Source organism: Mitsuokella multacida DSM 20544 (assembly GCF_000155955.1).
GTDB lineage: Bacteria > Bacillota > Negativicutes > Selenomonadales > Selenomonadaceae > Mitsuokella > Mitsuokella multacida.
On the sequence record NZ_GG697141.2, the window covers coordinates 1042772 to 1067938 of the forward strand.

The window sequence follows — 25167 nt, forward strand, 5'->3', positions numbered from 1 at the left end:
AATATAAGCATGAATACCTATAAACCGAAAGATTTTGCCAAGATGCTCGGTGTGACGGTCCGGACGCTCCAAAAGTGGGATGTTGCGGGCAAGTTGAAAGCTTTCAGAACCCCGACGAATCGGAGGTTTTACACACAGGAGCAGTTGGATGTGTATATGGGGAACAGCACGAGAGTGCAGAATCAGAAGAAAGTGATCCTATACGCCAGAGTGTCAATGGCAAAGCGGCGTGACGACTTGAAGAACCAAGTGTCATTCTTGCGCGAGTTTGTCAATGCGCGCGGTGTCATTGTCGACCGTGTCATGACGGATATCGGCAGTGGCCTGAATCTCAAGCGGAAACAATGGAATGAACTCATCAAGATGGCAGAGGAAGGCAAGGTGGCCGAAATCTATATCACACATAAGGACCGGTTCGTCCGCTTCGGCTTTGACTGGTTCGAGCGCCATCTGGCCGAGCACGGGGCAAAGATCATTGTCGTTAACAACGAGGACCTCAGTCCGGAACGCGAGATGATCCAAGACCTTATCAGCATCATCCATGTATTTTCCTGTCGTATTTATGGATTGCGGAAGTATAAGGGAGAGCTGAAAGGAGATGAAACCGTTGCTCAAATCCTTCAAGACCGAACTCCGGCTCACCGAAAGCCAAAAGGATAAGGTACGTCGATCTCTCGGTATCTGCCGCTTTCTCGTAAATCAGTACATCGCCCGCAACATCTGGCTGTACCGCCTGTATCAGCGCGGCGTCCTCGATGAGAAGCAGCGCCGTTTCGTCACCGCCAATGACTTCGACAAGTACGTCAACCATGTGCTGAAGAAGAAATTTCCCTGGATTGACCAGTGCGGCTCCAAGGCGCGCAAGAAAATCCTCATCAATGCGGAGCAGGCGTTCAGGCGTTTCTTCAAAGGACAGGCGCACTTCCCGCGCTTCAAGCGGAAGAATCAGCAGAATGTAAAGCTCTACTTCCCGAAGAACAACAAGGGCGACTGGACGATCTGGCGACACAAAATCCAGATCCCGACCATCGGCAAGGTGCGCCTGAAAGAATTTGGCTACCTACCGCAGAGCGTGACCATCAAGAACGGGCACGTCTCCTATGAAGCGGGCCGCTACTACGTCTCGGTCACGGCCGAGATTGAGGAAACGAGCCGCTATAATAATGACCTAGAGGCATCGTACCATCCGCAGTCGGATGGCATTGGTGTAGACCTTGGTGTCAAATCGCTTGCCATCGTCAGCGACGGCAGGATTTTTGAGAATATCAATACGTCTTCCCGAGCCAGACGGCTCGAGAAGCGGCTGAGAAGAGAGCAGAGGCGTCTCAGCCGCAAGTACGAGATGCGAAAGAGGAAAGGTGGTAGTACTGCTACTGCCTCTGCAAACATAGAGAAAAAGAAATCATCGGTACAGAAACTGCATCAGCGGCTGGCGAATCTCCGCCGCAATCACGAGAATCAGGTCATCCACGCACTGGTCGAGCAAAAACCACGCTTCATCACGGTGGAAGACCTCAACGTGACCGGCATGATGAAGAACCGCCATCTCTCGAAGGCCGTGGTGCAGCAGCGCTTCTACTCCTTCCGTGAGAAGTTGCGGCGCAAGGCAGAGATCATCGGAATCGAGTTCCGCATCGCGGACCGCTTCTACCCGAGTTCCAAGACATGCCACGCCTGCGGGCATGTGCATAGCGGCCTGAAACTCAAAGACCGCGTCTACGTCTGCCCCGCATGCGGATACACGGAAGATCGCGATTTGAATGCAGCGCTGAATCTGCGCGATACGAAAAACTATCGCATTGCCTGATTCACGTTTTCACGTTTGCTAAATGTACCGATGGCTAGTCGGGAACAGGCCGTTGCCTTGCGAGGCAGGGAACACGGCCAACGCCTTTGGAGTGTACAAGAACTTGTGAGTAGTCTCAGGCTTGCCTGGGCAAAAGCATACACGATGAATAAGGAATTTTTCTAAGACATGCACATTTTTGTCTATGTTTTTAGTAGCAGGAATATCTCATGAAACGCTGTGCCTGCATCGATACACTCTATACAGAACTTCCTTTTGAAGAGCGCTTTGCCGCGGCCAAGAAAGATGGCTTTGAGTCGGTCGAGTTCTGGGATTGGCGCATCCGCGACCTCAAGAAGGTCCGTGCGGCAGCCGAGGCGGCTGGCATCGCCATCAGCGGCTTCAATGGCGACAATGACTTCTCGCTCGTAGACCCTGAGCAGGAGGCTGCCTACCTCGATGCCCTCAAGGCTTCGCTGGAAGCAGCTCAAGCGGTCGGCGCCGAGACGGTCACCATCCATTCCAACGCTTTGGGCGATGGCGGCATCGTCGTCAACCATTACGATGAACTCTCCGATACAGTAAAGCTCTGCTCCATGTACCGCACGCTGACGGAGAGCGTCAAGCTGGCAGAACAGTACAAGATCCGCATGAACCTTGAGGCACTCAACATCAAGGTCGACCATGTCGGCAACTTCCTGCAGACGACGCAGATGGCCGCAGAAATCACGCGCCTGATTGGCTCGCCCTACCTCATGGTCCTCTTTGACGCCTACCATATGCAGTACAACGAGGGAGCGCTCTGCTACAACCTCGAGAAGTACATCGACCAGATCGGCCACATCCATGTCGCCGACTGCCCGGGCCGCCACGAGCCCGGCACTGGCGAGATCTGCTACCACAATGTCTACGAGACGCTGAAGCGCCTCGGCTACAAGTACCGCGTCGGCTATGAGCTCTTCCCGGAGACGGATACGAAGACTGCTGTTGCTGCCATCATGCAGGACTGACCGGTCATCCGCATCGCGCTGAAAGGAGGGTCCCTCATGGACACAGCACAACCGGCAGCTGCGGCGCCGGATCCACAGAACGGACGCCTGTCCTGGTTCACCAGGATTTCCTATGGTCTCGGCGACACGGCGATGAACATCGTCGCCGGCGCCATGACCATTCTGACGTTCTTCTACACCGACTATGCTGGCGTCGAGCCGACAACCGTCGGCCTTGTCTTCTTGATTTCCCGTATCTTTGATGGTGTTTCCGATCTCATCATGGGCTTCATCGTCGAGCGCACGAACTCTAAATGGGGCAAGTCACGCCCCTGGATCCTTTGGTCCAGCATACCGTTCTGCGTTTCGATTGTCCTGATCTATACCGTGCCGCAGGGGTCAGACTTCATGAAGTTTGTCTACCTCTTCATCACCTACAACTTCTGCAATACCATCTGCTACACCGCACTGAACCTGCCCTATGGCAGCCTTTCCGCCATGATGACGCGCATCTCGCGTGAGCGCGACATGCTCTCCATCACGCGAATGGCCCTCTCGCCAATCGGCAAGATTATCTCCATCTCGGCAACCCTGCCGCTCATCAAGGTGCTGGGCGACAATCAGGCTGCCTGGATCAAGGTCATGAGCATCTGGGCGGTACTCGCCTTCATCCTGCTGATGCTCTGCTTCACGCAGTGCAAGGAGACCGTCGTCATCGAGGCACGCAAGAAGGTCAGCAAGGTCCCGATCATCAAATCCCTGAAATGCCTGTTCGGCAACAAGTACTTCTGGATGGCCATGACGATCTGGATGATGCAGTGCATCATCCAGATGGTGACCGGCACCATCCTACCGTATTACTGCAAGTACATCTTCCACGATGATTCCCTGTTCAGCATCCTGCTGCTCTGTGAGGTCATCACGACGATCGTCTGCACGATCCTGTTCTGCCCGAAGCTCCTCAAACGCTTCGGCAAGCGGAACATGTCCTTGATTGGCGTCGTCGTCGCACTCGTCGGCCACTTGATCTACTGTCTCAACCCGACGAGCTTCTCCTGGGTCGTCTTCAGCTGCATCATCCGCGGCATCGGCTTTGCCCCGCTGAACTCCGTCATCTTCGGATTCCTCGGCGACGTCGTCGAATACGGCCAGTGGAAATTCCACGTTCGTCAGGAAGGCCTGATCTTCTCCGGTGGCTCGGTCGGCTACAAAGTCGGCACTGGCATCACCGGCGCATTCATCACTGTCCTGATGTCCTGGTCGGGCTACATCTCTTCTTCGACGGCCGACGCAGTACAGCCGCAGTCCGCAATCGACATGATCGTCAACATGTACATGTATGGCATGATCATCATCTGGGTCATCCTGCTCGTCGTCCTGCTCTGCTATAAGCTCGACAAGCTCTACCCAAAGATCATGCGCGATCTCGTCGCACGCGAGGCACGCGGAGAGCTGTAAGCCATCTAGACCAGAGTCTCTCACATCACAGGATTCTTGAAACCGACTTTTCCTACTTTTTCTGGCTGTCCAACCCCTTCGACAGCCAGACTTTTTTTGCCGAAAGAGCCGTCCCCATCTCAGCTTTTCATCTAGCACCAAAAAAGTCCAGCGCTGGACTTTTTCAAAGACAGTCCGACCGTCGGACTATTGGACTTACTGTTGGACATTCGGATGGATTATTCTGCGTGGTCCATCCTGCCCTTGTAAAGGATCTTTGTCCCCTCGAGGTGCGCGGGCAGGCGTGCGGCGGCGGCGCGGTCGAGGATGACGGTCACATCGCGGTGCAGCTGGAGGATGGAGGCCGGAGCCTCTGGCATCACGCTGCCGCAGACGGCTTTGCGTACAGCCTCGGCCTTGTTCGCGCCATTGGCCAGCAAGAGGATGCGCCGGGCCATCATGATGGTCTTGATGCCCATGCTGATGGCATAGCGCGGCACATCCTCTAAGCGCTGGAAGAAGCGCGAATTCGCGCGGATGGTCTCCTCGTCGAGCTCCACGCAGTGCGTGATGGCCTCAAACTTTACATCCGGCTCGTTGAACCCGATGTGTGCGTTCTGCCCGATACCGAGGACCTGCAGGTCGATGCCACCTTTCTGCTGAATCAGCGCATCGTAGCGATGGCCTTCCGCCTCGAGGTCCTCTGCCATCCCGTCGGGCAGATACGTGTGGTCTGGCCGTATGTTCACTTTGCTGAAGAAGTTCTCGTTCATGAAATAGTGGTAGCTCTGCGGATTGTCCGGCGCCATGCCAACATACTCATCGAGATTGAACGTCGTGACTTCTGAGAAGTCCAGCCCAAGGCTCCGATGTAGGGCAATGAGCCTCCGATACATCGGCAGCGGCGTGCTGCCCGTCGCCAGCCCCAGCACACTGTCCGGCTTCAGATAGAGCTGCCCCGCCACCATATTCGCCGCCTCCCGTCCCATCTGACGGTACGAATCCGTGATGATGATACGCATCATAACATCTCCTTTCATTCTCTATCTTACCACCATGATGACAGCAAAAATCAAAGGATATGGCGGGGGGGGGGGGGGGAGGAAAATCCCTTGTGGAAACGCTTGCTTCCTTCAACATGCAGTTGATACCCGTCAAGAACTCGTTGCTTTTCTTCTAGACCTATCAGCAGTATCATAAAAGCAACGAAAGGCAAAGGCGCCAAAGAGATGATAAATCTCCTTGGTGCCTTTTTCGTTTCCCGGGAGTCTGACAAGTCGTGGAGTTGGTGAAGGAGGAATTCATCATGGCGAAGTATCCAAAGTATAAAGTTGCGGCTGTACAGGCAGCCCCTGTTTATCTTGATCTCGATGCATCGGTGGACAAGGCCATCGGCTTTATCAAGGAGGCTGCAGATCAGGGCGTCAAGCTCATCGGCTTCCCGGAAGGCTACCTGCCAGGCTACCCTTGGTTCGCTTTCCTGGGGCGCGCGCTCGACTATGTGCCACGCTTTTACCACAAGCTCTATCTCAATGCAGTCGAATGCCCGAGCAGTGCCATGGCAAAGATCAGCCAGGCAGCCCGCGACAATGACATCTTCGTCTGCATGGGTGGCTCCGAGAAAGATGGCGGCTCGCTTTATCTGACACAGTTCTGGTTTGACAACAAAGGCAATTTCATGGGCAAGCACCGCAAGATGCGCGTCTCTGTGGCAGAGCGCCTTGTCTGGGGCGACGGTCAGGGCAGCATGATGCCGGTCTTCGAGACGGAGCTCGGTAACCTCGGTGGCTGCCAGTGCTGGGAGCACGATGTGCCGCTCGACATCTGCGCGATGAATGGGCAGAACGAGCAGGTCCATGTCGCTTCGTGGCCGGGCTACTACGACGATGACATCGCCAGCCGTGCCTACGCCATCCAGACGCAGACATTCGTGCTCATGACGAGCTCCGTCTACGATGACCGCACCTACACGATGCTCTGCACCGATGAGAACGGCAACCTCGAGGAAGACCGCCTCGCTTACTTCAAGACCCTCAAGCAGGGCCATACCGCCATCATTGGACCGGACGGCAATCCCATCAGCGATTACGTCCCGTCCGGCAAGGAAGGGCTCGCTATTGCCGAGATTGACCTAGAGAAGATCATCGACTACAAGTACCTGATGGACCCGGCTGGCCATTACAGCAACCAGAGCCTCAGCATGAACTTCAACCGCAATCCGAATCCGGTTGTGCGCTTCTTCGGTGACGGCAAGCAGAAGACGATTTCCTACGAGGAGATGCAGCCGTTTGCAGCAGAAGACGACAAATGATGCCTGTCCTGCTTGACAAAACACATGCTCCTCTCCTATCATGGAGATAGCAAAGAGGCGGCCTTGGAGAAGGTCGCCTCTTTTGTGGTCAGGGACTTAATTGGGAGGTGTAATCGTGAATATCCGCGATATGGCATGTTTCTTGAAAATCTGCGAACAGCACAGCATCTCAGCGGCGGCGCAGTCGTTCTTCATGACACCGCAGGCCGTCAGCAAGGAGGTCAAGCGCATGGAGGAGGAGCTCGGCGCGCCATTGCTCTTCCGCTCGCAGAAGGGCGTCGTGCCGACGGAGTACGGCAAAGTCTTTTACGAGCATGCCCAACGTATGGTGGCAGAGTTCGATGACACCTCTCGCGAGATTACTGAGATGCGCCTGCAGAATGAAGGCTTCTTGCGCATGGTGTCGGCCTACGGCATCCTGCGCTTCCTGTCACCGGAGTTCATCCGTACCTTCGTCAAACACTGTCCGACGGTTCACCTCGACTACATGGAGTTCCCCGACAGTTACATCGAGGAGAACGTCCTCAACGAGAAATATGATGTCGGACTCATGCCGTACTTGCATGAACGGGATGAGCTTGCCTACATTCCACTCTTCTCGCGCGAGATTTTCTTCATCACACATCCCGGCAGCCGCTTCTACGACTGTTCTGAAGTGTCTGTTCGCGACATCGCCGCCGAGCCCATGATCATCGAGAACGGCAACTTCCTCATCCACCACATCATGGCTGAGACCTGTCGCCGAGAAAACACCAATCTCGATGTCTATTTCAACACGAGCGGCTTCAGCCTCTGTTACAAGCTATGCAAGGAGCACAAAGGCAACACTGCCTCGATGGACTTCATCTTCCACGACATGAGCAACCCGACCTTGCATTGCATCCCCTTTCACGAGCATCCGCACTGGAACGTCGCCCTCATCTACAAGAAAGACATCCCGCTGTCCGACAACCTGCAGTGCTTCATCCGTCATTCAAAGACGTGGTGCAAGAAGATGATGCAAGCATAGAACGAACGTGAAATGCGAAAAGCAACGCCCCACGGATCATCCTTCTGTCAGTCGGGGCGTTGCTGTATGTCAAAAAATCCAGTGCTGGACTTTTTCAGTCGGGCAGTTGTTGTACTGCCGACTGTCCGACAGTCGGACTAGCGAATCTGCTCTATCTCAAAGGCATTGCCTCTACACCTGCTTCTACTTCTTTCGGCTTGAAGAAATCAATGGCGATGCCTTCGGCCCCCTGGTACTCGTGGAGCTTCATCACGTCCATATCCGCCTCGATGAAGATGACACCGACCGGCTTGCCCGCCTTGTCCTCTAAGCCAAGGCCGCGATGCGGCAGCAGCGTCATCTTCGCGACGTTGTAGAAGTACGCCGAGAACTCAAAGTCAAACGTCACATAGACCGCCTGCGTATCCCCACGCCGTGCAAAGATGTCGGCCAGCTCCGCATTGATGCGTGCTACCGCAGCATCGCTATCCCGGTCCGAGATGTCAATCGTCCAACGAGTCTTCCCTGATTCCATAGTTTTATCTCCTTCGATGTTTTGATCAATCTTTCCCTATCATTTCGCTTCGACGAGATGAAAGAAAATCCTGCCGATGCGCTTCTACTACAACGGGAACGACCGCAACACCGGCGCGGTCGAGGATGACCGTCACATCGCGGTGCAGCTGGAGGATGGAGGCCGGGGCCTCCGGCATCACGCTGCCGCAGACGACCTGTCTTTTTGCCATGAGGCATGGTATTATATGTAATAAGAAAAGAGTTGGGTTCATCCAGCACAAACGAAGCCCCCGGGGAATGGTTCTCCTCGGGGGCTTCGTGCATGTTAGTGATCGTAGTCGGTGGATGCAAAAAGGCCAGCGACATGGTATACTGTTCTCGGCGGTCGATGGTTGGTTCCCCGTTCACGGGGAGGTGATGCCATGACGACTTACGAGAAAGTAGCCCTTGTGCTGGCTTTTTTGCAGTTGCTCGCGGCGCTCCTGGCTATGCTGAAATAGCAGCTGACTGACACTTTGCAAAATCGGAACGTCCCAAGTTTTTAACGAACGGCGGATCCGACGCGCGAACATCGGCCGCTTTTCTATCTCGATTGTATCACATCTTCTCTGTTTTTTCTAGCGACACAGAGAAGCATCTCGGCAGTCATGATAATTTTGCGCATGCGAAGCGGCCCGCCGCGGAGCTGCTTTTTCTCACAGGGAGGCGGGGGTTCCTAGTCTGGCTGCAGAGAGCATGGATGGGCATCTTCGAGTGGGCTTGCTGGTCTCCAGAAGTCGGCTTTCTTTATGCCCTTCTCCTCTTCCTGCGCACTGCGCGGAGCAGAGCTCGCCCTTAGGGGCAGGTAATGACGCAATGAATGACGCATGCGAGCAAAATAGGCGAGGAACGCGCGGCGGCCGGGGCCTTCTTCTCTTGAAGTGTCGACAGGCGTATCGATTGTAGCGGAGGGGGCTGTGCTGATGGTCGGCCGACTGTCGGGATTGGTGGCGGTCGATGGATAGTCGGAGGTGATGACGGTCGGTGATGGTCCGACTGATTCGATTGAAACGGCCGTACAGTCGGTTGTACAGTCGGACGGTTTGGCGGCAGGGCTCGCGCCAAGCATAGCCTTTGCCTGCTGGACGACTTTGTCGCGCAGGGCCTCGAGCCACTCGTGGAAGTACTTGGCGACGGTCTTGCGGCCCATGGCGAGGGTGCGGGCAATCTCGGAGATGGTGGCCTTGGGGTGGCGTTCGAGGTAGTCCGTGACGCGGCGGCGGCTTGCCGCCGTGCGGCGCTCGGCAATCTCGGCGAGGTGCTCGGCGCGCGTGCGGCCGTTGCGCTTCGTCTTGTGGTCGAAGGACCAGCCGAGCCAGCCTTCGAGCGTCGCCGCGCGCACGGTTTGCGCCTTCTCGGGGTTGCAGGCTGCGACGGCGTGCTCCGCCTCGTGTTTGGGAAGGCCGAGCTTGGCGGCAAGGCGCACGGCATCCTCGAGGATGCCCTCGACGGCCCGATGGCACTTGTGGCCGACGCAGGCGAGCGCGAAGAGCGAACTGTAGCGGTGGCCTTCCTGCGTGCGCGCCTCAATCGTGTGCACGAGATAATCGTAGAAGCCACGGCGGGCTGGACTGCCCTTGCGCGGCTGTTTTTCTTTATGGTTGTACGACACTTTGCCGGACTTGCTTACGGGGCGTTGCCAGCAGATGCCGAGCGATGCGGCCAGCTGTCCGACTTCCACGCACTTGCCGACGCGATAGGCGCGGCACGTCTGCCCGAGTTTCGTCAGGCTGCCGACGATGCGGTAGGCATGCGAGAGGCCCGTGCCGAGATCTGCCGCGAAGCGATGCTTGCGGAAGAAGCGGAGCAGGCTGCTGTGCATCTCGCGCAGCAGGTCTTTGGCCCAGTGGTAGGCCGCGAGCGGCTGCGTCAGCACGTAGACGAGATGCACGCCATTGCCCGAGTTGACGAGATACGTCGGTCGCTGGCCGTAGAACCCCTTCTGGCAGAGGCGGCGCAGGCTCTTGGCGTCGACCTTGTCGAGGTCGATGTAGAGGCAGCGCAGCTCGTGCATGAGCTTCTGCTTCGGATAGGCGTTGTAATACTTTGCCGGATAGACGAACGAGTCCGACCGTCCTCCCGAAGCGACGAGCATCTCCAGCACATTCTCATAATTTGCCAGACGATGCCCCTCAGCGGACTCAGTGTGCGCCACGCAGAGCGGGAAATCGGTATCCGCCGCGCCAAGGACCGCATCGTAGAAGGCGAGCGGCTTGACTTCTGCATACTGCGCCCGCAGATAGGCAGACTTCGCCTGACTGTCCTCCTTGTTACTGAAATACTGCTGAGCCGACTTCCCCATGCGATCACCTCCCGACTGCTCATCCAAATACCACGCCTTATGGCGCATCAAAAAAGGCCTGCCCTCATCGGGCAGACCCTCGTATTCAGATAAGATGCTGCGGGAAGTGACTTCGCCTCGTCCGCTCGCGAAAACGTGAGCAAAACCGAGAGGATGCCATCCCATCCCGAGCCACCCGACTCCTAGATGCGAGCCAGAGGGCTGGGGAAAAAATTCATACCGACTATCTCTTGATATCCGGAAATATCTTTGATACAATAGAGATATGAAAGTTACAGTCAGCTTATCGGAGGGTTGTCCGACTAGCGCGTCATACCGAGTCGCCAAACTCGATACGAGCTGTGATATAGTGAGCTCCGTAGTATTTGCAGTACTGCGGGGCTCTTTCTATATCTTCATGTCTCGCATATCTTCATGCGAATTGTTCTGTTGCTTTTAATGATAGCATAGGAACCGAATAAAATCAACAGAAGTTCGGCTTTGACAAATGGAAAAATTTTGACACTCATTTTGACACTTCGCTTGACAGAAGTGTCGTTATCTAAAGGAATCAGACGCAGATGACGGAGAGAGGCGCTTGACGTGCCAGCAATCATTGCGTTATGATATACGTAGGCAAAAGGATACAAGCATCTTTGCATCGACTATAGCCCCCCCAGAGTGGCAATCTCTGGGGGGGCTATTTCCATAATATATCATCTTCTGATACGTTGAAAAAAGTCCAGCGCTGGACTTTTTTCAGTCGGACTGTTGTAGTAGACTGAGTCGGACGGATCAGCGTTTAAAGGTGGGATATTTGCTTTCCTTTGCTTATATGCTAGAATGGTATCGTTGTCGCGGCTCCCATCAAGCCAATCTGGCACAGAGGGAGGGGAGAGGCACATGACTATCATCTCTTTCGGGGTTACTGTGTTAGCAGGGATCCTTGCAGGAACCATCAGTGGACTGCTCGTCGAACTTGTGAAACACTGGTTGCACCGCCACCCACGGTAATGCGACAATGCGCCATGTTCCGCCGTACAATCATCAGTACGTGAACGACAAAGAACCTCCCACCGGTCATCACTCCGGCGGGAGGTTCTTTGTCGTTCGGTAGAAGATGACTACCATCTCTTTACAATCTCAGTATAGTACAGATGACACTGAAAATCAAGGAAGAGTGAAATCGAGGCCAATCGGATAAGAGGAGCTACAGGACAGTGAATGAATCTGAATGCTTTGTATTATCGCGTCACTAAACTGCGGGATGCATCGTATGTCTTGCAGGATTTCACAGCAGCGCATCGAATTCTATGTTAGGATTTTGTCGTAGGGAGTGAAGCCATCATGGAAACAATCGAAGAAAGCGTTTTTGCGCGGAAGCGGTGGGTGCTGGAAAAGATGCGTGCTTTTGGCTTCCGTCCAGTCGGGGATGGCTATGTGCTCGAGCGGAGTTTTCTCGATGGCGACTTCAAGGCGGTTCTGTCGGTGACGGAGAAGGGCGCGGTCACGGGGCGCGTGATCGACGCGATTTCTCAGGATGACTACTACCAGCTGCGCCAGAAGAATGCCACGGGCGCGTACGTCAACACGGTCCGTGCGGCCTACGAGCAGCTTCTGGAAGACGTTGCGGCGGCCTGCTGTCAGGACGTGCTGTTCGCGTCCGACCAGGCCAACCGCCTGACGCAGTGCATCCTCGAGCGCTTTCAGGTCGAGCCGGACTTCCCGTGGGAGAGAGCAGAGCGCTACCAGTCCTATGGGACATTCCGTCATGCATCCAACCGCAAGTGGTTCGCCCTGATCATGCGCGTGAAGCGCGCCGTGCTTGACAAAGACGGCAACCCCGCGCTCGTCGACGTCATCAACCTGAAGATACCACCCGAGCACGGAGAAGCCCTCCTCCAGTTGCCCGGCGTCTATCCCGCCTACCACATGAACCACAAGACCTGGATCTCCGTCGTACTGGACGACACCCAGACGGATGAAGCCATTATGGCTTGGATAGAGGGCAGCTACCGGCTCACAGAATGAATGCAGGAGTGTGATGAAGATGAACAACACATGGGATGCGGACAGCTATCGTGACAATTTTTCTTTTGTGCCAAAATACGGGGAAGACGTGCTGAAACTCTTGACAGTCGGCCCGGGAAGCAAGGTGGTCGATTTAGGCTGCGGCAATGGCAGCCTGACCGACCGACTTCAATCGTTGGGCTACCAAGTGATGGGCATCGATGCCTCTCCGGCCATGCTGGAGATCGCGCGGAAAGAATATCCCAACATTTCCTTCCAGCAGGCGGACGCACTCAGCTTCCAGCTGGACACGCCGGCGGATGCCATATTCTCGAACGCCGTCTTCCATTGGATTGACGCCGATAAACAGGAAACGCTGCTGCGCAATGTCTCTCGGAACCTCAGACCTGGCGGCGAACTTGTGTGTGAATTCGGTGGTTACGGCTGTGGAGAGGCGGTTCACAGCACATTGGAAGAATTGTTCCGTGAGCATAAGCGAACCTATAAGAAAATTGTCTTTTTCCCGACGATCGGGCAATATGCGCCGCTGATTGAGAAATGCGGGATGCGCGTGGAGTACGCGATACTCTTTGACCGACCGACTCCGCAAAAAGGGACGATAAAAGACTGGATCCGAATGTTCGATCTGAAGCCGTTTGACGGGATTCCAGAGGAAGAGACCGACGAAATCATCAACGAAGCGGAAGAGCGACTGCGCAGCCGACTGTTCATCGACGGTACATGGTATGTAGATTACGTTCGTATCCGCTTGAGAGCGAGGAAACTATGAGATTCAAGAATATCGACCACATCGTCATCACGACACAGGACGTAGATGCCTGCCTGCACTTCTATGTCGACATCCTCGGCATGGAGCTCGACCAGAGGAATGGGCGTTATGCCGTCCGCTTCGGCAGTCAGAAATTCAACATCCACACGAGAAAGGCCGAGTTCCTTCCGGCCGCAGAGCATCCGACTTATGGCAGCCTCGACCTATGCCTGATCCTCGACGGGAGCCTGGACAAGGCGAAAGCGGAAATCGAGCGCAAGGGCTATCCAATCGAGCTCGGGCCAGTGCGACGGCATGGCGCTTGCGGCGCGATGCGGAGCATCTACCTAAGAGACCCCGACGGGAATCTAGTCGAGCTCGCAGAATATCACGAGTGAAGCAGGCATTCCCTTGTGAAGTCAGTCCGACTATGCTCGCAGACACAAAAATCCCGGCGCATGAGCAGTACGCCGGGATCTTTGCTGTGTATTATATCTTAGGAGAGCTTTGCGCCTCTTGAAAGAAGCTGCTAACGAAAGCCTACATAGAATATAGCACACTTGAGAATGAATATCAAGTGTAAATTTGAAAATTTTTCTCAACGATCAAAAATCGCCCCGGTTCTGCTCAACCGGGGCGACTTTTCGATTTCATCGTTAGCAGTGAAATCTCTCCTGCATTGTATTCTATCACACTTTGCCGCGCTTGTCTTGTGACTCAGTTGCCATTGTAAAACCTCCCCGGAGATCTAACTCTGGGGCATTTCCGACTATTACAGCGTATGTTTGGCAGGATTTCACAGCAATGTATCGAATTCTATCGTTTGGTAAAAGATAGCTGTGAAAACATTCCACAGCCCTGCGTGAAGAGGAAATCACGGACAAGCTCATGATGATCCGGATTAGCGCTACCTACAGCGATGCCCTGTCGCCTCTGGAGCTTTACGAGATGACGCGCGGGTTCTGGCGCGTCGATGTGGAGCACGCACGGCAGGCCGACTATGTCCTGGCCGTCTATCAGGGCATCGTCCGCGAAGTCTACCAAGTCGCCGACTGGTTCCCCGGTGGGACGACGTTCATGCAGCGAGAAGAAGATGGAGCATGGGCCAAGGACCGCTACGAATTCGTCGGTCGGATTGCCGACGAGACCGTCCGCCAGAAATACCGCCTGAAAAACGTCGCGCACTTCTTTCCGAAAGGATGTCAGATACCGATACGGTATGTGCCGTGATGTGTAAACGATAATTTCAACGGAAAGGTGATGAGCGCCATGAAAGATAGTATGTCCATTGAAGCCGCCGAAATCCTAAACGGGCTGCAAGAATCATTGAGCGATGCAAAAGGACTCCCCGTAGAGGGGATAAAAAAGACTATCGTCTATCGTGAGGGGCTCAAGCCTGTGCAAAAGAATGAGTCTTTCAAGAGTCATAGATGAGAAGATGCTTCTCGATAGGCACAAAAATCCCGGCGCATGAGCAGTACGCCGGGATCTTTGCTATGTGTATTATATTTTAGGAGAGCTTCGCGCCTCTAAAAAGAAGCTGCTAACGAAAGCATGTATATAATATAGCACACTTGAGAATGAATATCAAGTTGAAACTTGAAAACTTTTCTCAACAACCCCAAAACGCCCCAGAGGGCCTAACTCTGGGGCGTTTCGTTTGCGTGTGATACGCTTGTTGACTTCTTCTTAGCCTACGATCATTATACTACAGTCTGTCCGGGAAAACAAAATACTCCCGACTATTACAGCTGGCCCTAGAATGGTATAATAATCTAAGAAATTACGAATGGTTTGGTGGTGATCATATGGAAACGGACAAGTCTCTCTTATCGGAGGAAGATATCAAGCATCGCTACATCACGCCGGCGCTGGAGCGGGTCTGGCCGGCGTCGGACATCCGCATGGAGCTGGCGATCACGGCGGGGCGGGTCAACATCAAGGGCAATATGGAGGCGCGTGAGCGGCCGAAATTCGCCGACTATGTGCTCTATACAGAGTCGGGCCATCCGCTGGCCGTCGTTGAGGCGAAGGACAACAACCATACCATCTCTTTTGGCATGCAGCAGGCCAAGGCGTATGCCCAGATGATGGACCTTCCGTTCGCCTACAGCTCGAACGGTGACGGCTTTGTCGAGTACGACTTCCTGACGGGCATCGAGTGCGAGCTCTCGCTCGATGCGTTCCCGACGCCTGCCGAGCTCATCGCACGGTTCAAGGAGGAAGGCCATCTGACGGAGGAGCAGGTCAGAGTCATCGAGCAGCCTTTCTATGTGTCGGAGGGCACGTTTGCGCCGCGCTACTATCAGCGTGTTGCCGTCGACCGCACGCTCGATGCGATTGCCCGCGGACAGAAGCGCCTGCTGCTCGTCATGGCGACGGGCACGGGCAAGACGTACACGGCTTTCCAGATCATCTACCGGCTGCGCAAGGCGGGGCTCGGGAAGAAAATCCTCTACCTCGCCGACCGCAACATCCTCGTCGACCAGTCGATCCAGCAGGATTTCCGACCGCTCGCAAGTGTCATCCACAAGGTCAACTACGCATCCGACGACCGCACGACGATCACGTCGTACGAAGTCTACTTCTCGCTCTACCAGCAGCTCTTCGGCGAGAACGATGAGGAGCGTTTCCGCGAGCTCTTCCGGCCCGACTTCTTCGACCTCATCGTCGTCGACGAGTGTCACCGCGGCTCTGCCAAGGCCGACAGTCGGTGGCGCAAGATCCTCGACTACTTCGACACGGCCATCCAGATCGGCATGACGGCCACGCCGAAGGAGACGGCCTACGTCTCGAACATCGACTACTTCGGCGAGCCCGTCTACACCTACAGCCTGCGGCAGGGCATCGACGACGGCTTCCTCGCGCCGTTCCGCGTCATCAATGTGCAGATGAACATCGGCGAGGGCTGGCGCCCGTGCAAGGGCCAGCGCGATTTCTTCGGCAGGGAAATCGAGGACCGCGTCTACAACAACACGGACTACGACTACAATATCGTGCTTGAGGACCGCATCCGCGAGGTCGCGGCGCGCATCACCAACTATCTGCTCCACACCGACCGCATGGCCAAGACCATCGTCTTCTGTGCCGACGAGGCTGCCGCAGAGCGCATGCGCCACGCGCTCGCCCAGCAGAACGCCGACATGATGAAGAAATATCCCAACTACGTCGTGCGCATCACGGGTAGTGACCCCTACGGCAAGAGTCAGCTCGGCTACTTCATCTCCGTCGCCTCGCCGACGCCCGTCATCGCGACGACGTCGCAGCTGCTCTCGACCGGCGTCGACTGCAAGATGGTCCGGCTCATCGTTCTCGACGAGAACATCACCTCGATGACGATGTTCAAGCAGATCATCGGCCGCGGCACGCGCCTGCGCTACGACGAGGGCAAGCGCAGCTTCGTCATCATGGACTTCCGCGGTGTCACGCGCCTCTTCGCCGACCCCGACTGGGACGGTCCCATCATCGAGGACCCCGGCTTCGAGTCGGGCGAGGGGGAGGGCAAGCCGACTGGCGGCGGCGGGAAAGGCGGCGGAAGAGGCGGCGAGCCCGCCGTCAAGCCTTTCGTGCGCGCCGACGGCTGCAAGGTCTACACCGTGCAGGAGACGATCGCCGTCTACGATACGGATGGCAAGCTGCTGAAGCAGGAGAACGTCATCGACTACACGAAGGAGAACATCCTCGAGCAGTTCGGCGACCTCCACCGCTTCATCCACGAGTGGAACGCCGCCGAGAAGAAGCAGGCCATTGCCGATGCCCTCGCGACGCGCGGCGTCGACCTCGACAAGCTCAAGCACGCGATGAAGATGGACGATGTCGACGACTTCGACTTCATCTGTCACGTCGCCTACGACCAGAAGCCCCTGACGCGCCGCGAGCGCGCCGAGGGCGTCCGGAGGCGCGACTTCCTGAGCCGCTACAGCGGCGCCGCGCGCGCCGTCCTCGAGACGCTGCTCGAGAGCTACAAGGACCTCGGCATCAAGAACATCGAGAAGACCGACGTGCTGCGCATGAAGGACTTCCAGAAATTTGGCACCCCCGAGCACATCGGCAAGCTCTTCAACGGCAAGAAAGGCTACGAAGAAGCTGTGCGCGCCCTCGAACAAGAACTATACAAGGCAGGTTAAGACAATATGGCAACAAATCTAGGCGGACTCGTCAAACGGCTCCAAGACATCATGCGCAACGACCCCGGCATCAACGGCGACGCCCAGCGCATCGAGCAGATCATCTGGGCACTCTTCCTCAAGGTCTACGATGCCAAAGAAGAGGACTGGGAGATGGATGAAGACGACTACCACTCCATCATCCCCGAGCCCTACCGCTGGCAGAACTGGGCCCACGACGACGGCACGGGCACGGCCTACACGGGTGAAGAGCTTCTCGAATTCGTCAACGACCTCTTCACCGTGCTCAAGAACCTCTCCATCACGCCCGACATGCCCAAGAAGAAGCGCATCGTCAAGACGATGTTTGAGGAGACGAACCAGTACATGAAGGACGGCGTCCTGCTGCGTCAGGTCATCAACGTCATCGACGATATCGATCTCGAGAGCTACGACAACATGCACGCCCTCGGCGACATCTACGAGACCATCCTCAAAGAGCTCCAGTCGGCCGGCCGCGCTGGTGAATTCTACACGCCGCGCGCCGTCACCGACTTCATGGCCGACCGCATTGAGCCGCACCTCGGCGAGCGCATGGCCGACTTCGCCTGCGGCACCGGCGGATTCCTCGTCAGCTGGTTGCGCGAACTCGAGAAGCAGATCGCGGCGCCCGACGACCGCGCCCTCTGGAACCACTCCGTCTACGGCATCGAGAAGAAGCAGTTCCCCTACATGCTCGCCATCACGAACCTCCTGCTGCACGGCGTCGACAACCCTGACATCGACCACGGCAACAGCCTGCTCCACGACGTCCTCGACTACACAGAGAAAGACAAATTCGACAAGATTCTCATGAACCCGCCGTACGGCGGCAGCGAGAAAAAAGACGTCATGAGCCACTTCCCCGACGACCTCGCGGACAGCGAGACGGCCGACCTCTTCATGAGCGTCATCCTCTATCGGCTCAAGCAGGGAGGCCGCGCCGCCGTCGTCCTGCCCGACGGCTTCCTCTTCGGCACCGACAACACGAAAGTCAATATCAAGAAAAAGCTCATGGCCGAGTGCGACCTGCACACCATTGTAAGGCTGCCCGGCAGCGTCTTCGCACCCTACACGAGCATCACGACGAACATCCTCTTCTTCGACCGCACGCACCCGACCGAGAAGATCTGGTTCTACCGCCTCGACATGCCCGAGGGCTACAAGCACTTCAGCAAGACAAAGCCCATGCGCCTCGAGCACTTCGACCCCGTCAAAGCATGGTGGGACGACCGTCAGGAAATCCTCGAGGGCGACTTCCCCAAAGCCAAGTGCTACACCATAGACGAGATCGCCGCAGGCGGCTACAACCTCGACCTCTGCGGCTTCCCGCACGAAGAAGAAGAGATCCTCGAGCCCATGGAGCTCATCCAGAAGTATCAGGAACAGCGCAAATCCCTCAATGACGATATCGATAAAATCCTCGCCCGCATCACCGCCAAACTGGAGGACAACGCATGAACGCACAAGACCTAAAGAACAGCATCCTCCAGCGCGCCATCGAAGGAAAGCTCGTGCCACAGCGCAAAGAAGAGGGCACAGCCAAAGAACTGCTCGCCGAAATCCGCGCCGAAAAGGCACGGCTCATCAAAGAGAAGAAAATCAAGAAGCAACGCAAGTTAATACCAATTTCGATGGATGATCTACCGTTTGATATACCAGAAAATTGGGTGTGGACAAGGTTAGAAGAAATCTTATTGAGTTTGACTGATGGAACTCATAAAACACCCGTATATAAAAATGAAGGTATTCCCTTCCTATCCGTAAAAAATATATCTAACCACAAAATAGATTTTTCCAACATAAAGTATATTTCTATAGACGAGCATAAAAAATTATGTGAGCGTTGCTATCCTAAAAAAGGAGATATACTTCTTAGTAAAGTTGGGACAACAGGTATTCCTGTTATCATTGATACAGAAAAAGAGTTTAGTATCTTTGTTAGTGTAGCGCTATTAAAATTTTCTTCTTCAATCGATGCAAAGTATCTATTGTTTTTGCTAGAATCACCTTTGGTACAAGAACAATGTCGAACGCACACTCGTGGTATAGGAAATAAGAATTGGGTTCTTACGGATATAGCCAATACTATTGTACCTCTTCCTCCACTTGCCGAGCAGCACCGTATTGTTGCCAAGATTGAAGAACTCCAGCCCGATATCGATGCCTACGACAAAGCCCAGACCAAGCTGCAATCTATTGAGCAGAGCTTCCCCGACGCCATGAAAAAGAGCCTGCTCCAATACGCTATCGAAGGCAAGCTCGTGCCACAGCGCAAGGAAGAAGGCACGGCCAAAGACCTGCTCGCCAAGATCCGCGCCGAGAAAGCAAGGCTCGTCAAAGAGAAAAAAATCAAGAAATCCAAGCCCCTGCCCGCTATTACCGACGACGAAAAGCCCTTCGACATCCCCGATAGTTGGGAGTGGGTGCGACTCGGAGAACTGGGGGAATGGTGCTCAGGAGCAACACCATCTCGACAACATCCAGAATACTTTGGAGGGAAAATTCCATGGTTGAAAACAGGAGATTTGAATGATGGGTACATAAAAGAAGTACCAGAATATATCACAGATGATGGATTTAAAAATTCATCGACTAAAATAAATCCTATCGGAAGTGTACTTATCGCCATGTATGGTGCTACAATAGGTAAACTTGGGATTCTTAAGATTCCGGCTACAACAAATCAGGCATGCTGTGCTTGTGAATTAGTTCATGAAATGTACAATAAATATCTTTTTTATTTTTTATTTGCAAACCGAAAATATTTTATTAAAAAGGGAGCTGGTGGAGCACAACCAAATATATCAAAAGCAAAAATTACTAACACAGTTATGCCTTTGCCCCCGCTTGCCGAGCAATACCGCATCGTCGCCAAGCTCGAAGAACTCCTGCCGCTCTGCCAGCAGCTGGCCAGCCAATCCTAATCGCCACTATAGCCAACTGCCCCGCATCTCAGGCAGAAGTGACAACGTCCATACATAGCACAAAAAAACGCCACCGGAACACAATCATTCCGATGAATACAAAACCCCCGTCCGGTCATCACTCCGGACGGGGGTTTTGCTTGATGCCATGTTAGACACTCATCTGGCATCTTTAGTATACATTTTTTTTGTGGAGATGACAAGAAGTGGACCTCATCCACCGCTGCGCGGTCTCCCTTCCCCGTGCGCGGGGAAGGCTTTTAGAGGCCAAAGGCGTAGCCGGTCAGGGCCATGGAGCCGAGGTTACGGACATTGTTGAAGGTGTAGGGGGATTCGCCTTGGGAGGCGCCGAGGATGTAGAACAGGGGCAGGAAGTGGTCGGGCGTCGGGACGGCGTAGTCGGCGTCGGGGTAGCGGTGGAAGTCGATGACGGCTTCGTCATCGCGCGCTTCGATGGCCGACTTGATGGCCTTGTCGAAGCGGTCGGCGGCGGGATTGCCGTATTTATTCTCCCATTCGACGAGGCGCAGGTTGTGGACGACGTTGCCGCTGCCCATGATGAGATAGCCCTTCTCGCGAAGGCTGGCGAGCTTTTGGCCGAGCTCGTACGACTGGCGCGCGTCGATGAGGCCGTTGACGGAGAGCTGGACGACGGGGATGTCGGCCTTAGGGAAGATGTGGACGAGGATGCTCCAGGCGCCGTGGTCGATGCCCCAGCTGTCGTCGACTTCGACATCGGCGCCGAGTAGGTCGGTGACCGCGCGCGTCAGGTCGGCGCAGCCTGCCGGCTCGTACTTGAGCTCGTAGAGCTCCTTGGGGAAGCCGTACATGTCGTAGACCTGGCGCGGCTTTGCGGCGCTCTGGACGAGCGTGCCGCGCGTGTACCAGTGCGCGGAGACCATCAGGATGGCCTTGGGCTTGCCGAATTCCTCGAGGATGCGCTTGCCGAGGCGGCGGTAGGTTTCGGTCAATTCGTTGTGGTCGAGTGCGATCATCGGGCTGCCGTGGCCGACGAAAATAGCGGGCATCTTTTTCATGGGGATTCCTCTTTTCTCGTTGTATTTCAACAAAAGTATCGTTTCTGTACTAACTACCTTGTCTATATTATAGGAATCGTGTAGAATGTTGACAAGAAGGTAATTTTGCTTGACTAGGTATCAAGTGCTTGCGTATTGGAGGATTCATATGGGGAAAGATTTGTTTGGCATCTGCCCGTTTGTGACGTCGCAGAAGATCTTGCAGGGGAAGTGGGCAATCCTTGTGCTGCACGAGCTGAGTCAGGGCACGCGGCGCTTCAATGAGCTCGAGCGCGGGCTGCAGATCACGCATGCGACGCTGTCCTCGCAGCTCAAGTCGCTCGAGCGCGAGGGCATCGTGCGCCGCAAGGTCTATGCGGAGGTGCCGCCGCGCGTCGAGTACAGCCTGACGGACATCGGGAGGAAGTTCGCGCCGGTGCTCGAGAGCATCCGGGCATGGGGGACGGACTACATCGACTACCTGCATGCCAACCGACCAAAAGTCGGCTGATGGTCGGACGGTCGGACCGTCCGACTGCCGACCGATGGGCAGCGGTCCGACTGCTGCCCTATCCATTTGGTCCATAGATTCTGTTCTCAATTAAAATGCGGCCAGGAATCTTCTCACTTCAGTCAGGAGAGGAATGGCCGCAACGGTAGTCACTTGGAATACTGGTTCTGAATGTATTTTGCGACTACTTCCTTGCTCATGTTGCCAAGTGTGCTCATATAGTAGCTGCGTGACCAGATATGACCACCCCAGAATTTATCATGCTTGATCTCGGGATGTTTTTTTAGGAACAGTCTGGCACTGCCGCCTTTGAGTGCCTTGACGATGTTTGTCGGCGTATACTTTGGCTTGAAGCTGATGAGCATGTGCACATGCTCTGGCATGACTTCCAGCTCTTCGACGGTCACATCGTTCAGCTGCGCGATGCGCAGCAAGATATCCTTCATCTCCTGCACGAGCTCCGGTGTCGTGAAGGCTGGGTTCCGATACTTCGTCACCCAGATCAGATGAAAGTGGAAATTGTAGACGTATCCACGCTCATAGATTGCACCTGGGATGCGCTCTTTTCGTTTCATGTGTATCACACTCCTTTCTTTTTTATTATAGCGATATATTGCTTGTTAGGCAATCTCATATGCTGTATAATAGAAGTAGGAAGGAGGCGAATAAAATGGAACATAAGAAGATGGCGGATTATGCCTATCATTACGGTCTGAAAGTCCGCATCTACCCCAGCCGGCAACAGAAAGAGATGATTCGACGCAATGCGGATGCGGCACGCTGCATCTACAATGAACATGTCGCTGTGAACAAGGAGATCGCACGATTCGGCAGACGGAGCATCTACATCGACTTCATTGAGAAGCGCATCGAGGCACTGCGCGAGCGAATCCGCACGGTAACAGCATTGAAAGACCGCTATCCATGGCTCCGGCATCCCGATATCGATGCGCAGTCCATTGCCAATGCACGGCAGAACTACCAGCATGCTTGGAAGCAGTTCCGTGCCGTCCATCATGCTGGTGTGCCGAACTTCCACAAGAAAACGTCCGTCGAGTCGTATCAGACGAATCCGCATTACAGCAAGGGTACGGTGATTTCGCTGTTTACCAGTAACGCCCGCTTCCTCGACAAGCATCATCTGATGCTGCCCAAGCTCAAACGCATCCGCTTCCAAGGTTCGCGTAAAATACTGGACCGACTTTTTGCCATGAAGGAAGTCCGCATCGGAACGATTACCATCACGAAAGACAGCCTGCACCGCTACTTTGCGTCATTCCAACTCGGCTCCGATGAACCATTCGTGAAAGCCAGCCCGAAAACAAAGGCAGAGATTGGCATCGACCTGAACATCGAGAACTTCTATGCCGACTCGAATGGCGAGATTGTGGCCAATCCTCGTTATTACCGCAGGCAGAAACGACGGCTGGCCAACGCACAGCGCAAGCTGAGCCGTCGGATTGTCCGTGCCAAGAAAGAGCATCGCTCGCTCCGTGAGGCAAAGAACGTCGAAAAACAGCGCTTGCTCGTCGCCAGGCTCACGGCACAAGTCATGCAGCGCCGCAAAGATTTCCTGCACCGCACTTCCGCGACACTGATCAAGAACCACGATCTGGTCGCAGCAGAAGAACTACGGAGCAAGAATCTGCTGAAGAACCATGCCCTGGCTATGAGCATCCAAGACAATGGCTGGCGGATGTTCCTTAGTATGCTGACTTATAAGGCAGCACTGTACGGCAAGAACTTCGTCACCGTCGACCCGCGGAATACGACGCAAACCTGCCACGCTTGTGGCCATATCATGAGCGGTAAAGAGAAACTGACGCTCAAGGACCGCGAGTGGATCTGCCCGAAATGTGGGATACACCACCTTCGCGATGTGAATGCGGCCAAGAACATCCTAGCGCGAGCCAAAGCAAAGCTCGTATCCATGCATTGATGCGAACCTACCTTGTCCGTTTGGCAACTTGCGGACGCTAATGGCTTTGGTAATTACCGGACCTCTGCTGTACCTCGCAAGACTGCGAATGCAGTAAGCCTGGCCTATCTAAGCAAATTGAGGTATCGAAAGATTCCCTCAAGCTCGCGACTTCAGTCGCGGGTAGTTGACAAAGAGGCCCGACTTGCCGGGAGAGATGGCGAGTCGGGCCTTTCTTGGTTTGTCGGGGCACCGAGGGGGATTCGCTGCACCCGTTTGAGCCATGTTTTTGTCGGGGGAGCAGTCGGGAGGGGGATCCCGCTGCTTCCATGAGGTGTGTCTATTGATTCGGTATGGACAAAGGGATGTATGGTCAGTTGTTGTCTTTCGGCATCTCTTCGAGCGTCAGGCTTGCCTTGCGCTCCTGGTTGCCGCGCTGGATGGTCAGCTCGACTTTGTCGCCGACGTTGTGCTCGGCAATCTTGGCGCGCAGGTCGGAGACGCCCTTGATCTCTGCGCCGTCGATGGCGGTGATGACATCACCCTTGCGCAGGCCTGCCTTGTCGGCCGGGCCGCCGGGGACGACCTGGAAGAGGTAGACGCCCTTCTTGAGGTTCAGCTGGTAGCCGTAGCGCGCGGCGCTCTGCTGGTCAAAGATGGAGACGCCGAGGTAGGGGCGCGGCACGTAGCCTTTCTCCATGATGGCAGAGATGATGTTCTGCACGGCGTTTGACGGGATGGCGAGGCCGATGCCCTCGACGCCATTGGCGACGATCTTGGCACTGTTGATGCCGATGACCTTGCCGTCCATGTTGACGAGCGCGCCGCCGGAGTTGCCCGGGTTGATGGCGGCATCCGTCTGCAGGAGCTTGATGCGCGCGTCGCCGTCGCCGAGCGTGCGGTTGAGGGCGCTGACGACGCCGCTCGTCACGCTGCCCTGGAACTCAAGGCCCATCGGGTTGCCGATGGCGATGACGGACTCGCCGACGACGGTCGCATCGGAGTCGCCGAAGTCGGCCGTCGGCAGGTTGCCGTCATCGACCTCGACGACCGCGAGGTCCGTCAGCGCATCGGCGCCGACGAGCTTGCCCGGCAGGCTGCGGCCGTCGGCGAGCGAAACGATGAGCTCGTTTGCACCGTCGACGACGTGGTTGTTCGTCACGATGTAGCTCTTGCCGCCGTCGTTCTTGAAGATGACGCCGGAGCCGACGCCCTGACTCTCGACCGGATTGTTGAAGAAGTCGCGTGCGACGGCCTTGTTGGTGATGCCGACGACGGACGGGCCGACGGCGGCCGCGGCGCGGACGGTCGGCGTGTTGCGCGCATCCGACAGGTTGTCGAGGTTGGCCTGTTGCGTCTGCTGTGTGCTGCTCGAGGCGCTGCTCTTCGACGGCGTCTGTGACGAGCCGCAGCCGGCGAACGCCGTGGCCGACAGTGCGACGGCCAGCGCGATGGCGAGCTTCTTGGATTTATTGGCATTCAGTTTCTGAAAGAACGATTTCATGGTATTCCCTCCAATCAATC

Annotated in this window: 23 protein-coding genes; 16 read left to right on the forward strand and 7 right to left on the reverse strand. The window is 55.3% G+C overall.

What is annotated here, in order from left to right:
* Nucleotides 1–9: 9 nt before the first annotated feature.
* The 4 genes from MITSMUL_RS04865 to MITSMUL_RS04880 all read left to right on the forward strand — a co-directional run bounded on the left by MITSMUL_RS04865 (nucleotide 10) and on the right by MITSMUL_RS04880 (nucleotide 4233).
* On the forward strand, nucleotides 10–660 hold the full coding sequence (locus tag MITSMUL_RS04865; protein ID WP_005840460.1) for an IS607 family transposase: 651 nt from the start codon (nucleotides 10–12) through the stop codon (nucleotides 658–660).
* On the forward strand, nucleotides 599–1807 hold the full coding sequence (locus tag MITSMUL_RS04870) for an RNA-guided endonuclease InsQ/TnpB family protein (protein WP_005840461.1): 1209 nt from the start codon (nucleotides 599–601) through the stop codon (nucleotides 1805–1807). The genes MITSMUL_RS04865 and MITSMUL_RS04870 overlap by 62 nt, the downstream gene beginning before the upstream one ends.
* 209 nt (nucleotides 1808–2016) lie before the next feature.
* Nucleotides 2017–2796, forward strand: coding sequence for a TIM barrel protein (locus tag MITSMUL_RS04875; RefSeq protein ID WP_005840462.1), 780 nt, complete (start codon nucleotides 2017–2019; stop codon nucleotides 2794–2796).
* Nucleotides 2797–2832: 36 nt separating this feature from the next.
* Nucleotides 2833–4233 (forward strand): MFS transporter, encoded by a 1401-nt coding sequence (locus MITSMUL_RS04880; RefSeq protein WP_005840464.1) that lies wholly within the window; start codon nucleotides 2833–2835, stop codon nucleotides 4231–4233.
* A gap of 218 nt (nucleotides 4234–4451) precedes the next feature.
* Here MITSMUL_RS04880 and nagB read toward each other — a convergent pair whose 3' ends face one another.
* On the reverse strand, nucleotides 4452–5234 hold the full coding sequence (gene nagB / locus MITSMUL_RS04885; RefSeq protein WP_050751638.1) for a glucosamine-6-phosphate deaminase: 783 nt from the start codon (nucleotides 5232–5234) through the stop codon (nucleotides 4452–4454).
* A gap of 284 nt (nucleotides 5235–5518) precedes the next feature.
* Here nagB and MITSMUL_RS04890 point away from each other — a divergent pair, with 284 nt between their 5' ends.
* Complete coding sequence (locus MITSMUL_RS04890; RefSeq protein ID WP_182406005.1) at nucleotides 5519–6523, forward strand: carbon-nitrogen hydrolase family protein; 1005 nt, start codon at nucleotides 5519–5521, stop codon at nucleotides 6521–6523.
* Nucleotides 6524–6638: 115 nt separating this feature from the next.
* A complete protein-coding gene (locus MITSMUL_RS04895; RefSeq protein ID WP_040635497.1) occupies nucleotides 6639–7532 on the forward strand; it encodes a LysR family transcriptional regulator in 894 nt (297 codons plus the stop codon).
* 151 nt (nucleotides 7533–7683) lie between these two features.
* On the opposite strand, the gene MITSMUL_RS04900 is transcribed toward MITSMUL_RS04895, so the two are convergent.
* The 3 genes from MITSMUL_RS04900 to MITSMUL_RS04905 all read right to left on the reverse strand — a co-directional run bounded on the left by MITSMUL_RS04900 (nucleotide 7684) and on the right by MITSMUL_RS04905 (nucleotide 10368).
* On the reverse strand, nucleotides 7684–8046 hold the full coding sequence (locus MITSMUL_RS04900) for a hypothetical protein (RefSeq protein ID WP_005840473.1): 363 nt from the start codon (nucleotides 8044–8046) through the stop codon (nucleotides 7684–7686).
* 25 nt (nucleotides 8047–8071) lie between these two features.
* Nucleotides 8072–8299, reverse strand: coding sequence for a hypothetical protein (locus MITSMUL_RS12705; protein ID WP_211205212.1), 228 nt, complete (start codon nucleotides 8297–8299; stop codon nucleotides 8072–8074).
* 443 nt (nucleotides 8300–8742) lie between these two features.
* Nucleotides 8743–10368, reverse strand: coding sequence for a hypothetical protein (locus tag MITSMUL_RS04905; RefSeq protein WP_040635499.1), 1626 nt, complete (start codon nucleotides 10366–10368; stop codon nucleotides 8743–8745).
* A gap of 1368 nt (nucleotides 10369–11736) precedes the next feature.
* Between MITSMUL_RS04905 and MITSMUL_RS04910 the strand changes: the two genes are divergently transcribed.
* From MITSMUL_RS04910 to MITSMUL_RS12305, 8 genes are all read left to right on the forward strand, one after another.
* Nucleotides 11737–12378 (forward strand): MmcQ/YjbR family DNA-binding protein, encoded by a 642-nt coding sequence (locus MITSMUL_RS04910; RefSeq protein WP_211205213.1) that lies wholly within the window; start codon nucleotides 11737–11739, stop codon nucleotides 12376–12378.
* Between the two features lie 19 nt (nucleotides 12379–12397).
* Nucleotides 12398–13147 carry a class I SAM-dependent methyltransferase gene (locus tag MITSMUL_RS04915; RefSeq protein ID WP_040635501.1) on the forward strand — a complete coding sequence of 250 codons (750 nt, stop codon included), beginning with the start codon at nucleotides 12398–12400 and terminating at the stop codon, nucleotides 13145–13147.
* A complete protein-coding gene (locus tag MITSMUL_RS04920) occupies nucleotides 13144–13524 on the forward strand; it encodes a VOC family protein (RefSeq protein ID WP_005840486.1) in 381 nt (126 codons plus the stop codon). Before MITSMUL_RS04915 ends, MITSMUL_RS04920 begins: the two co-directional genes overlap by 4 nt.
* Before the next feature lie 490 nt (nucleotides 13525–14014).
* Complete coding sequence (locus MITSMUL_RS04925) at nucleotides 14015–14356, forward strand: hypothetical protein (RefSeq protein WP_005840492.1); 342 nt, start codon at nucleotides 14015–14017, stop codon at nucleotides 14354–14356.
* Nucleotides 14357–14407: 51 nt separating this feature from the next.
* On the forward strand, nucleotides 14408–14560 hold the full coding sequence (locus MITSMUL_RS12710) for a hypothetical protein (RefSeq protein WP_211205214.1): 153 nt from the start codon (nucleotides 14408–14410) through the stop codon (nucleotides 14558–14560).
* A 374-nt stretch (nucleotides 14561–14934) separates the two neighbouring features.
* On the forward strand, nucleotides 14935–17253 hold the full coding sequence (gene hsdR, locus MITSMUL_RS04930; protein WP_005840496.1) for an EcoAI/FtnUII family type I restriction enzme subunit R: 2319 nt from the start codon (nucleotides 14935–14937) through the stop codon (nucleotides 17251–17253).
* A 6-nt stretch (nucleotides 17254–17259) separates the two neighbouring features.
* Complete coding sequence (locus tag MITSMUL_RS04935) at nucleotides 17260–18732, forward strand: class I SAM-dependent DNA methyltransferase (RefSeq protein ID WP_005840498.1); 1473 nt, start codon at nucleotides 17260–17262, stop codon at nucleotides 18730–18732.
* Nucleotides 18729–20198, forward strand: coding sequence for a restriction endonuclease subunit S (locus MITSMUL_RS12305; protein WP_005840499.1), 1470 nt, complete (start codon nucleotides 18729–18731; stop codon nucleotides 20196–20198). The genes MITSMUL_RS04935 and MITSMUL_RS12305 overlap by 4 nt, the downstream gene beginning before the upstream one ends.
* A 260-nt stretch (nucleotides 20199–20458) precedes the next feature.
* Here the strand turns inward: MITSMUL_RS12305 and ygiD are convergent, their stop codons facing one another.
* On the reverse strand, nucleotides 20459–21235 hold the full coding sequence (gene ygiD / locus MITSMUL_RS04945) for a 4,5-DOPA-extradiol-dioxygenase (protein ID WP_005840501.1): 777 nt from the start codon (nucleotides 21233–21235) through the stop codon (nucleotides 20459–20461).
* Between the two features lie 148 nt (nucleotides 21236–21383).
* On the opposite strand from ygiD, the gene MITSMUL_RS04950 reads away from it, so the two are divergent.
* The gene (locus tag MITSMUL_RS04950; protein ID WP_005840503.1) at nucleotides 21384–21725 is read left to right on the forward strand and encodes a winged helix-turn-helix transcriptional regulator; all 342 of its coding nucleotides are present in this window, start codon (nucleotides 21384–21386) and stop codon (nucleotides 21723–21725) included.
* Between the two features lie 149 nt (nucleotides 21726–21874).
* On the opposite strand, the gene tnpA is transcribed toward MITSMUL_RS04950, so the two are convergent.
* A complete protein-coding gene (gene tnpA / locus MITSMUL_RS04955; RefSeq protein ID WP_005840505.1) occupies nucleotides 21875–22300 on the reverse strand; it encodes an IS200/IS605-like element ISMmu1 family transposase in 426 nt (141 codons plus the stop codon).
* A gap of 95 nt (nucleotides 22301–22395) precedes the next feature.
* Here tnpA and MITSMUL_RS04960 point away from each other — a divergent pair, with 95 nt between their 5' ends.
* Nucleotides 22396–23664 carry an RNA-guided endonuclease InsQ/TnpB family protein gene (locus MITSMUL_RS04960; RefSeq protein ID WP_040635503.1) on the forward strand — a complete coding sequence of 423 codons (1269 nt, stop codon included), beginning with the start codon at nucleotides 22396–22398 and terminating at the stop codon, nucleotides 23662–23664.
* 352 nt (nucleotides 23665–24016) lie between these two features.
* Here MITSMUL_RS04960 and MITSMUL_RS04965 read toward each other — a convergent pair whose 3' ends face one another.
* The gene (locus MITSMUL_RS04965; RefSeq protein WP_005840509.1) at nucleotides 24017–25147 is read right to left on the reverse strand and encodes a S1C family serine protease; all 1131 of its coding nucleotides are present in this window, start codon (nucleotides 25145–25147) and stop codon (nucleotides 24017–24019) included.
* Nucleotides 25148–25167: the final 20 nt, after the last annotated feature.